The sequence below is a fragment of the Methylobacterium sp. AC315 genome (assembly GCF_979253755.1).
Window position 1 is genome coordinate 1 of the sequence record NZ_CEEDEA010000061.1, and the last position, 1282, is coordinate 1282.

Annotated in this window: 1 protein-coding gene; it reads left to right on the plus strand. The window is 62.6% G+C overall.

Going from position 1 to position 1282, the window contains the following annotated elements; genetic code table 11:
- The first annotated feature begins 66 nt into the window (after nucleotides 1-66).
- Nucleotides 67-1247 (plus strand): IS3 family transposase gene (locus tag AC0IY0_RS28690; protein ID WP_471766465.1). Its coding sequence is split into 2 segments (ribosomal slippage): nucleotides 67-328 and nucleotides 328-1247, totalling 1182 coding nucleotides; the frame shifts between segments, so codons are not numbered across the junction.
- The last annotated feature ends 35 nt before the right edge of the window (nucleotides 1248-1282 follow it).

The window sequence follows — 1282 nt, forward strand, 5'->3', positions numbered from 1 at the left end:
TGATCGTCCCCCTTTGAAGTGGTCCGCCCTGAAGTATGGCTTTTGAGCCGACAGAGGACGGAACCGATGGCCCAACGACCCAAGCCCGAGGAGATCGTGAGCAAGCTGCGTCAGGTGGACGTACTGGTCTCACAAGGACAGAGCGTCGCCGCTTCGATCAGGGCGATCGGCGTGACCGAGGTGACGTACTATCGCTGGCGCAAGGAGTACGGCAGTCTAAAGTCGGATCAAGTCAAGCGGATGAAGGATCTTGAGACGGAGAACCAACGTCTCAGGCGGGCGATCGCAGATCTGACGCTGGACAAGCTGATCTTGCAGGAGGCGTCCCGGGGAAACTTCTGAGCCCCGCGCGCCGACGCGCCTGTGTCGAGCACATCATGCTGACGATGGACGTCTCCGAGCGTCGCGCCTGCCGGGCGCTCGGTCAGCATCGCTCGACACAGCGCAAGGTGCCGCGGGGCCGCGACGACGAAGAGGCGCTGACGGCCGACCTCATCGCGCTGGCGGAGCAATACGGTCGCTACGGCTACCGGAAGATCAGCGCGCTGCTGAAGGCGGCCGGGTGGTTTGTCAACGACAAGCGCGTCGAACGGATCTGGCGGCGCGAGGGTCTGAAGGTTCCGGCCAAGCAGCCCAAGCGAGGGCGGATTTGGGACAACGACGGCTCCTGCATCCGCCTTCGCCCGGAATACCGCAATCACGTATGGTCGTATGACTTTGTCGAGGCGCGCACGCATGATGGACGCAAGATCCGGATGCTCAACGTGATCGATGAGTTCACGCATGAATGCTTGGCGATCCGGGTCGCCCGCAAGCTCAAGGCGGTCGATGTGATCGACGTGCTCTCGGACCTGTTCATCCTGCGTGGCGTGCCGGGCCATATCCGTTCGGACAACGGGCCGGAGTTCGTCGCGAAAGCTGTACAAGCTTGGATCACCGGCGTCGGCAGCAAAACCGCCTACATCACTCCGGGCTCACCGTGGGAGAATGGCTACGTCGAAAGCTTCAACGCGCGGCTTCGCGATGAACTGCTAAACGGCGAGATCTTCTACACACTCAGGGAGGCGCAGATCGTCATCGAAAGTTGGAGATGTCACTACAACACCGTGCGCCCCCACGCCTCATTGGGATACCGGCCGCCGGCACCGGAAGTGTTCATGTCAGCCTTCTCCGCTTGGCCGGCCGCGCTCGCCCGACCCGCTCCGCCGGCCAAGCTACCCGTGGTGAAGCGGCCTACCGCGCACTAACTTGAACTTTGGACCACCCTGTGGGGGGCGATCAC